Raw genomic sequence first — 8,767 nt, forward strand, 5'->3', positions numbered from 1 at the left:
CTAGACTGGACGCCCGGGCGGCGAGGCCGGTTTTGGGGGAGACGCCATGAGCACGCGCGGGGGAGGGGGAGACGCCTCGGGCCCGGCGACGGGGGTCGGCCGCGGCCGGGCCTTCGACCTGCGGACGGTCGTCGCCGTGGCGGCCGTCGGCCTCGCCCTGTACTGGGCCGTCCGCGAGATCCGCGACGCGATGGTCCCGGCCAAGGCCTGGACGCGGCAGCTCCGCGACGGCGACGCCGACCGGCGCGTCGAGGCGGCGCGGGGGCTGGGGTCGGACGAGGTGGGCCCGGACCTCCGTCCCACGGCGGCCGAGGCCCTGGCCGCCGCGCTCGCCGACCCCTACCCGGAAGTCGCCGCCAACGCCGCCCAGTCCCTGGCCGCCCTCATCCGGGCCGAGCCCGACGCCGAGTCGGCCCGGTCCTGGTCCGAGGCCCTCGCCGCCGGCCTCCGCGACCCCAGGCCCGACGTCCGCGGCGCGACCGCCTCCGCGTTAACCTACGCGGCGTCCTCGCCGGCGGCCCAGGATTCCCGGTTCGTGTCCGACGCCCTGGCCTCCCTGCTGGACGACCCGGACGAGGGCCTCCGCCGCATCGGGATCGCCGCCCTGGCCGACTGGAGGGCGGGCGAAGCCGGCCTGCGGGCGCTGGTGAAAGTCCTGGACGACGACCCCATGGCGACGACCCGGGCGGCGGCGGCGCGGGCGCTGAGCGGCTATCCCGGCCACGAGGACGAGGCGACGCGCGCCCTGCTACGCGGGCTGAGGTCCGGGGGAGACGCGGGCGTCCGCCACGCCTGCGTCGACGCCCTGGGCGCCCACCGGCGCGGGACCGACGGCCCTCGCTGGTCGACCGCGCTGGTCCCCGACCTGGTCGCGGCCCTGTCCGACCCCGACCGGACCACCCGGGAGCGGGCCGCGATGATGCTGGGGGAGACGGGCCCCGGGGCCGTCGCCGCGGTCCCGGCCCTGGCCGCCATGCTCGGCGAAACCGACGACGGGCCCGGCGAGTTCGTCCCGGGCCCATTCGTCGCCCCGCCCCCGGCCCTGGCCGCCGAGGCGCTCGGGAAGATCGCCCCCGGCACGACGGGGGAGGACGAGGCGGCCGAGGCGCTGGCGGCCGTCCTCCAGGACCCCCGGAGATCCGGGCCGGGGGACGCCGCCGCCCTGGCCCTCGCCCGCTTCCCGGACCCCCGGGCGGACCTCGTCGTCCCGCGACTCGTCGCGATCCTGGACGCCTGGGCGGATGGGGCCGGCGGCGAGCCGACCACGCTCGACGAGATGCGAGCCCGCGAAATCCTGGGCGAGAACGCGATCGGGGCCGTCGAGGCGCTGGGGCGTCTCGGCCCGATCGCGAAACCCGCCTTGCCGCGGCTGCGAGAGATGGAGAAGCTCGAAGGCTCCCGGTTCCGACGGATCGCCGAGGAAGCCGCGCGTCGGATCGAGGGAGCGGCCCCCGCCGCCCCGTCGGGGGGGCGCGAATAGCCCCGCCGGGCTCAACTCGGAGCGGAAAGGAATCCCCCATGTGCGGCATCGCCGGAGCCTACGACCTCACCGGCCAACGCGAGTTCCCCCGCCGTCGCCTGCTCGCCATGACGGCCGCCATCGCCCACCGAGGGCCGGACGACGAGCAGATCCACATCGAGCCGGGCGTCGCCCTGGGGGCGCGCCGGCTGGCGATCATCGACCTGGCCGGCGGCCGGCAGCCCCTCTCCAACGAGGACGGCTCGGTCTGGGTCGCCTTCAACGGCGAGCTGTTCGAGTACCCCGAGCTGCGCCGGAAGCTGCTGGATCGCGGCCATTCGCTCTCCACCCGATGCGACACCGAGGCCTGGGTCCACCTGTACGAGGACCGCGGCGAGGCCATGTTCGAGGAGGCTCGCGGGCAGTTCGCCGTCTCGCTCTGGGACCGGAAGACCCGGACGCTGATCCTCGGCCGCGACCGGATCGGCATATGCCCCCTCTACTACGCGCAGGCCGACGGCTGGCTGCTGTGGGGGTCCGAAATCAAGGCGATCCTCGCCTCCGGGCTCGTCCGGGCCGAGGCCGACGCGCGCGGGATCGATCACCTGTTCACGTTCTTCTGCGCCGGCACGTCGCGGACGTTCTTCGACGGCGTGACCTCCATCCCCCCCGGCACGTTCCTGAAGGTCCAGGGCGATCGGATCGAGCCCCGGACCTACTGGGATCTCGACTTCCCCGACGCCGGGGACGAGGTCCGCGTGGACGACCCCGCGCCGCTGGTCGACGAGCTTCAAGGGCGGCTGGAGACGGCCGTCGAGCGGCGGCTGCGCAGCGACGTCCCGGTCGTCACCTACATCAGCGGCGGCCTCGATTCGACGGTCGTGCTGGGCCTGTGCGGCCGGCTGCGGAAGGAGCCGATCCCGTCGTTCACGATCGGGTTCGACCGCGCCGGGCCGGACGAGCGGGCGCATTCGACCGAGGCGGCCGAGACGCTGGGCTCGCCGCTGACGACGGTGGTGATGGACCGGGCCAAGGTGGCCGACGCCTTCCCCGAGCTGGTCGTCGCGGCCGAGGGGCCGATCGTCGACACGTCGTGCGCCGCGCTCCTGCGGCTGGCCCAGGCGGTCCACGCCCAGGGGTACAAGGTGACGCTGACGGGGGAGGGCGCCGACGAGGCGCTCGCCGGCTACGTCTGGTACAAGACGCAGAAGGTCCGCGACGCCGCGTACAAGGTCGTCGGCCGGACGCTGCCGCGGATCGGCCGCAACCTGGCCGGTCGTTCCATCAGCGGCCGTCACTTCGCCGTGCCGCCGGAGGGCGCCATCCACGGCGTCAGGACGGCCCAGCAAGATATGTACGAGATGATCGCGCAAACCAAGCCGATCCTCTACTCCGACCGGATGCGGCTCTCCCTCGCCGGCCACGACCCCTACGCCGACCTGGACGTGCCGAACGAGCGGATGTCGCGGTGGGCGCCGCTGAACCAGTCGCTGTACGTCGGCTACAAGGTGATGCTGGCCGGCCTGCTGATGATCTCCAAGGGGGACCGGATCGCGATGAACGCGTCGGTCGAGGCCCGCTATCCGTTCCTCGACGACGACGTGGTCGACTTCGCCCGGACGCTGGCCCCGGAGTACAAGCTCCGCGGGTTCACGGAGAAGTGGCTCTTGCGCCAGGTGGCCGCGCGGATCCTCCCCCCGAAGATCGCCAACCGCCCCAAGACGATGTTCCGCGCCAGCATGTCGGGCACGTTCATCGGCCCCCAGCGGCCGGCGTGGGTGGACCAGTTGTTGAGCCCGGAATCGCTCGCCAGGACCGGCTACTTCGACCCCGCCGCCGTCGCCCGCCAGCGGGCCATCCAGGCCCGGATGCCGCGGATCACGGTCGCCCGCGGCGTCTTCGACGTCGGCCTGACCTGCGTGGCGACCACCCAGCTCTGGCACCACATCTTCCTCGGCGGCGGCCTCTGCGACCTCCCCACCTGGTCCCCCCCCGTCGCCCCGGCGTGACGCCGGGGGTTGGCTTCGTTCGCCGTGGGCGACGAACGAATCCAACGGCGCAAGTCGTTGCGACGAAGGGGATTGACCTCGATTTCGCGTGGGTTCGCTCGCGTGCTTCGAAGTGATTTTCGCTATGAGCGAACGTCCTTCTCCCTGATGGGGAAGGACGGACCACGCAGCGATTAGACGATGGGGAGCCTGCCCGCCGAGCATTGCAGTTCGGAACGCCGACCGGGCCGTCGACCGGGGGAGGCCCCTCGAACTCCGATGGTCGTGCCGATCGTCCCCCCCATTTGATCATTCGGCGTGCCCTTCCCAAGAACTACGTCCGCTCCCAGGGCACCCCGACGACGGCCGTGGGCACTCGCCTCATTGTCCGCATGCGAATTGTCAAAGAGCCGACAGGCCTTCCTTTCACATGATCACTCCATCGTGCGAGAGGATTTCATGAATCGCGGAATTCCAGGATGCGGCTCATCAGCCCTTCTTCAACGTCAGCCTGACGAGCGATTCGACACGCCGGACGTCTTCGATGTCGAGGAAGCCTTCCCTGAACGGCCAATCCTGGAAGACCACGTCGCCCTTCCCGTCGCTACCCTCCCAGACCCTCATTCGTTCGGGGCCGAACGAGAGATTTCTCGTCCTTCGGAGGAACCGCGGCCTCACGACGATGGCCCGTTGGCCGGTCAACACATAACGGACCGGGCGGGCCCTTGACCGGATCAGCCCGGCCACGATCCCGCACCCCCCGAAGGCCGTCCAGGCGCGCGCGACCGGCTTCCACCAATGGACAATTCGGCCCTGCTTGTCCCTTGGAACGTCGGGTCTTAGGGCCACCAAGCCCATGACGGCGAACACGGCGCCGCAGAGGGCCAGTTGCATGCCCCGGCGCCTGGGGCAGGGCTCCCGCCACGACCAGACGACGGTCTCGCCGGGCTGTAGCAGGAAATCGAGCTCGGGGTCGGGTTCGTGCTCCATGGCGGAGGAAGATCTCTTCAGCGGAGAGGGTCAATCCTGGCCCGAGGCCCGGCGAGCCCGGCGAATGCGTCACCCCGCCGGCGGGGACGCCGGGATGGGCTGGGTCGGGCCGTCGGGGAGGGGCGGGCCGGGGTCGATTTCGGGGGCCTTCCCGTCGAGGGTCTCCTGGACCCATCGGTGGAACTGGCCGTCTCGCAGGTAGCGGTCGAAGTCCTTGCCGGGGCAACTGGTCTGGCCGGAGGCGGCGTCCTTGTGGCCGCGGACCCGAGACTGGTCGATGCGGTATCGCTCGCGGAGCCAGGCCGTCAGCTTGACGCACGAGGCGACCTGGCGCGGGTCGGGGCGCTGGGAGCCGAAGTCGCCCATCATCTCGACGCCGATGTTCCCCTTCAGCGGATACTTCGTGTTGGACTCGGGCTCGTAGTCGAGCGGGCGGCCCTCGAAGATCCGGCCGTCGGGGGCGATCAGGAAGTGGTAGGGCAGGTCGGGCCAGCCCTTCTCCCTCTGGCCCCACGACTGCATGTTCCGCACGAACACTTCCGGCTCGACCTTGGCGGTCCAGGTCACGCCGGCGTGGTGGATGGTCACGAATTCCGGCGAGTGCTTGCGGGAATCCGGGATCTCCTGGGGCTTCGACCCCCATTCGGACGCCGAGACGATCTCCGGCCGAGGCACAGCCGGCGCGTCCCGGCCCGGGGCGTCGGCCGCCGGGATCTGCCATGCCAGAACGGCGGCGACGATGGACAACCCCATCATGATGCGGACTCCCGGGGACGGGTCGAGCGGCGTCGCGGGCGAGGACGCCGAGGTTCTTCGGCGACCCTGATTATCCGCGGGACGGCCGACCCTCGGCAAGCGGCCGGGCGACCAGGCGGCCCGAAAGCCCCTCCCGAACGCGATCCACGACTTGTCGTCCGCGCGGGCGAGGCGAATCATGGGAGTGGTCCCGTGGAGGATAGAGGACGCGGAGGGGCCGATCCCGGGCCGAGGCGGAAGGGCGGTGCGACATGGCGCGGGGCATGGGGCGGTGGCGGGTGCTGGCGAACGTCGCGTTCGCGGCGGGGGTGCTGGCGCTCGCGGGGTTCGGGGTGTTCCAGGTCGCCAACCGACGCTGGCAGGTCCAGCCGACGTTCCACGTCCGGGCCCAGTTCCCGAACGTGGTGGGGGTGGAGCCGGGCCATCGCGTGCGGTTCCAGGGGATCGACGCGGGGGTGGTGGCGAAGGTCGTCCCGCCGGGGCGGCCCGGCGACCCGGTGGAACTCGTGCTGCGGATCGACGAATCCCTGCGCCGGCTGGTCCGCGAGGACGCCACGGCGCGGATCGTGGTCGAGGGGATGATCGGGGCGCGGGTCGTCGACCTCAAGCCCGGCGAGCCCGACGCGCCGGCCGTCGCCGACGGGGCCCTGATCCGCTCCGAGCCGGCGGCGGACCTGGCCGACCTGATGAGGCGCGCGGGGGAGTCGCTGCGGGAGTTCGACGCGACCGCGACGGAGGCCCGCGCCGGGCTGGAGCACCTGGCCGCGCTGGCCGCCGACGTCCGCGACGGCAAGGGGAGCCTGGGCAAGCTGATCCGCGACGACGACGTGTACGACAACCTCGTCGCCCTGACCCGCCGCGGCGAGAAGGCCGTCGAGAAGCTCGACGACGACCTCATGGCCGTGAAGCAGACCTGGCCGATCTCGCGATACTTCGAATCGCGGGCGTACTACGAGCGCGACAAGGTCCTGTATCGCCCCGGCTCGCATCGCGAGAGCCGCACGCTGACCGCCGAGGAGCTGTTCGAGCCCGGCCGCGCGATCCTCACGCCCGTCGGCCGGACCCGGCTGGACGAGGTGGGGCGATGGTCCAAGGCATCCGGCCGGAGTCGCTCCGAGATCGTCATCGCCGCCTTCACCGAGCCCGGCCCCGAACCCGAGCTGGACGAGGCGCTCACGCAGGAGCAGGCCGACGCCGTCCGCAAATACCTGATCGACCGCCACGGCGTCGACTCCGCCGGCTGGTTCCGCAAGCGCAAGATCGCCGCCGTCGGCTTCGGCGCCGAGCCCCCCCGGTTCGAGGACGAGACGGCCCAGGCGCCCTCGCGGCGGGTGGACATCATCCTGTTCACCCCGCAGGCGTGAAGGGGGAGCGACCAGGGCCACAATTCCAAGCTGGGCCTCCGGCCCGAGATTCGTCCCCTCTCCCGCCGGGAGAGGGCGGCCGCGCCAGCGGCGGGTGAGGGCCGTGGCGCTTCGGGGGTCGCGCCGGCCGCGCATGGGATGAACCGTCACTACTTCCGAAACGCGACGGCCCTCACCCGGCCCTCCGGGCCGCCCTCTCCCGGGGGGAGAGGGGACGCGCGTTGCACGCTCGTTCAACAGGGAACGCCGGCCGCGCCAACCATCAATCGTCGCGATTCCCGAATCGCGCTCGCGTGAACACGCGGTCGCGCGGTCCGTTGACGGCGCTTCTGGCATGGGTTACGGTGACTTGCATCGGATAAACCAGCGGAAGCCTCACGCGCGCGGGGAGATCGAACCGACGTGGCCTCCTTGTTCGTCATCCAGGGGGCCGATCAGGGCAAGCGATTCGAGCTGCGGTCCGGCCCGATCGCCCTGGGACGCGATCACTCCAACGCCATCCGGCTGCACGACACCGAGGTCTCGCGCCGGCACGCCGAGATCCGGCTCGACGACGAGCAGTATCGGGTGGTCGACCTGGGCTCGGCCAATGGCACGTTCGTCAACGGGCACATGGTCGACCAGGCCCCCCTGCGCACCGGGGACCGGCTCCAGCTCGGCCAGACGGTCATGCTCTACAACGAGGGCTCGCTGGGGAACCGGCGCGACCTCACGGCGCGGGTGGACCTGCTGAGCAAGAGCAGCCCGGAGGACCGGTCGGCGATCCTGCGGAGCATCCCGTCGGACGAGGGCTCGCGGGTCCTGGCCCAGCCCGACGGCGCCGCGGGGTGGCTGCGCGAGCGGCTGATGAGCCTGTCGGTCATGTACCGCGCCACGCAGGCCGTCAGCAACATCCTGGACGTCGATTCGCTGCTGCCCCAGGTGCTCGAACTGGTCTTCGAGTCCATCGGGGCCGACCGCGGCGCCATCCTCCTGCGCGACGAGGCGGGGACGCTGATCCCGAAGGCCGTCCGCTGGCGGACGCCGGCCGAGGCGGGCGAGCGGATGACCATCTCCAGCACCATCACCGACTACGTGCTGGAGCAGGGGCAGGGGGTCGTCACCACCGACGCGCCGGGGGACCAGCGGTTCGGCCCGGCCGAGTCGATCGTCGACTTCCGCATCCGAGAGGCCATCTGCGTCCCGGTGCAGGGCCGCCACACGACGCTGGGGGTCCTCTACGCCGACATCCAGGCCGACGGCTCCGCCCTGCTCGCCGCCGGCAACCCGGCGCGGCACGGCAAGTTCTCGCAGGATCACCTGATGCTGATGGTGGCGATCGGCCACCAGGCGGGCCTGGCGATCGAGAACACCACGTTCTACCACGACAAGATCCAGGCCGAGCGCCTCGCCGCCGTCGGCCAGACGATCGCCACGCTGTCGCACCACATCAAGAACATCCTGCAAGGCGTGCGCGGGGGGAGCTACCTGATCGACCTGGGGCTCAAGGAGAAAGACGAATCCATCGTCCGACGGGGCTGGACGATCGTCGAGAAGAACCAGACGAAGATCTACAACCTCGTCATGGACATGCTCTCGTTCTCCAAGGACCGCGAGCCGGCGCTGGAGCCGACCGACCTGAACGAGACCGTCGACGACGTGGTCGAGCTGATGCGCGCCCGCGCCGCGGAGTTCGAGGTGGCGCTCGACTGGGAGCCGGCCCCCGACCTGCCCAAGATCTGGGTCGACCCCGACGGAATCCACCGCGCCGTGCTGAACGTCGTGACCAACGCCATCGACGCCGCCGAGGGGGCCGTCGACGCCCGCGTGGTCGTCTCGATCCGCCACGACGCCGACGCCGGCGTCGCGAGGATCCTCGTCCGGGACAACGGCCGCGGCGTGGACGAGGCCGACATCCCCGGCATGTTCCAGATCTTCACCAGCAACAAGGGCTCCCGCGGCACCGGCCTGGGCCTCCCCGTCTCCCAGAAGATCGTCCGCGAGCACGGCGGCGCCATCCACGTCGTCGGCCAGCCCGGACAGGGCTCCACCTTCACCATCGAGCTGCCGGCGCTGCGAAGGCCGGAGGCGAAGGAGGGAGAGGGGCCGGAAGATTGAACCGGAAGTCCCCTCTCCCCCCGGGAGAGGGCAGCCGCGCCAGCGGCGGCTGAGGGCCGGCGCGCTTCGGAGATAGCGCCGGTTCATGGCGGGCGCGGCCGGCGCTATCTCCG

The 8,767-nt window shown here is 71.7% G+C and carries 6 protein-coding genes; 4 read left to right on the forward strand and 2 right to left on the reverse strand.

Going from position 1 to position 8,767, the window contains the following annotated elements:
* Positions 1-46: 46 nt before the first annotated feature.
* Together WG209_RS05260 and asnB are read left to right on the forward strand one after the other, a co-directional pair.
* A complete protein-coding gene (locus tag WG209_RS05260) occupies positions 47-1,480 on the forward strand; it encodes a HEAT repeat domain-containing protein (RefSeq protein WP_337173962.1) in 1,434 nt (477 codons plus the stop codon).
* Positions 1,481-1,518: 38 nt separating this feature from the next.
* Complete coding sequence (asnB, locus tag WG209_RS05265) at positions 1,519-3,468, forward strand: asparagine synthase (glutamine-hydrolyzing) (protein ID WP_337173963.1); 1,950 nt, start codon at positions 1,519-1,521, stop codon at positions 3,466-3,468.
* Positions 3,469-3,936: 468 nt separating this feature from the next.
* Here the strand turns inward: asnB and WG209_RS05270 are convergent, their stop codons facing one another.
* Positions 3,937-4,437: a hypothetical protein gene (locus WG209_RS05270; RefSeq protein WP_337173964.1), complete on the reverse strand. Its 501-nt coding sequence runs from the start codon at positions 4,435-4,437 to the stop codon at positions 3,937-3,939.
* A gap of 69 nt (positions 4,438-4,506) precedes the next feature.
* Positions 4,507-5,193, reverse strand: a complete 687-nt coding sequence (locus WG209_RS05275; protein WP_337173965.1) for a peptidoglycan recognition family protein — start codon at positions 5,191-5,193, stop codon at positions 4,507-4,509.
* A gap of 251 nt (positions 5,194-5,444) precedes the next feature.
* Between WG209_RS05275 and WG209_RS05280 the strand changes: the two genes are divergently transcribed.
* Entirely contained in the window at positions 5,445-6,557 is a 1,113-nt protein-coding gene (locus WG209_RS05280) for an MlaD family protein (RefSeq protein ID WP_337173966.1), read from the forward strand.
* Between the two features lie 402 nt (positions 6,558-6,959).
* The gene (locus WG209_RS05285; RefSeq protein ID WP_337173967.1) at positions 6,960-8,654 is read left to right on the forward strand and encodes an ATP-binding protein; all 1,695 of its coding nucleotides are present in this window, start codon (positions 6,960-6,962) and stop codon (positions 8,652-8,654) included.
* Positions 8,655-8,767 lie beyond the last annotated feature (113 nt).

The sequence above is a fragment of the Paludisphaera sp. genome (genome assembly GCF_037189885.1).
Classification (GTDB): Bacteria; Planctomycetota; Planctomycetia; order Isosphaerales; family Isosphaeraceae; genus Paludisphaera.